This is a genomic window from Paraburkholderia sp. SIMBA_027 (genome assembly GCF_046535315.1).
GTDB lineage: Bacteria > Pseudomonadota > Gammaproteobacteria > Burkholderiales > Burkholderiaceae > Paraburkholderia > Paraburkholderia tropica.
The window spans coordinates 1-317 of the sequence record NZ_JAWRWY010000279.1 but is presented as its reverse complement, the minus strand read 5'-3'; the positions used below and the strand labels follow the sequence as shown (position 1 = coordinate 317).

Here is a 317-nt window from a genome sequence, read left to right as displayed (position 1 = left end):
ATCCTAGATACCAAGCAATATCTTCCCATCCATTTAGGGTTAATGAGCCTGCGAAATCATAATCACCAATTTTTTCACCATTCCTTATCAGACAATATAGGGATGCTAAGAAGGTTGTTTTTCCAGCACTTGCCGCACCAGTTACGCCTACCATAATTGTTTTAGAGGAAGCGGTTAAAAATTTCAAATCCTCTAAGCCAAATGAATTACCTGTCCATGATACTTTTGTAAAATCCCCACCCACATTATTTATTTCTTCTCCGTCAAGTAATATAGCATTGTAATATTTGCAATCTGTAAAATTATCACACCCCTCA

Annotated in this window: 1 protein-coding gene; it reads right to left on the bottom strand. The window is 36.6% G+C overall.

The features are described 5' to 3' along the window. On the bottom strand, nucleotides 1-317 hold a 317-nt coding region (locus tag SB764_RS39100), incomplete at both ends, for a TRAFAC clade GTPase domain-containing protein (RefSeq protein ID WP_410866626.1).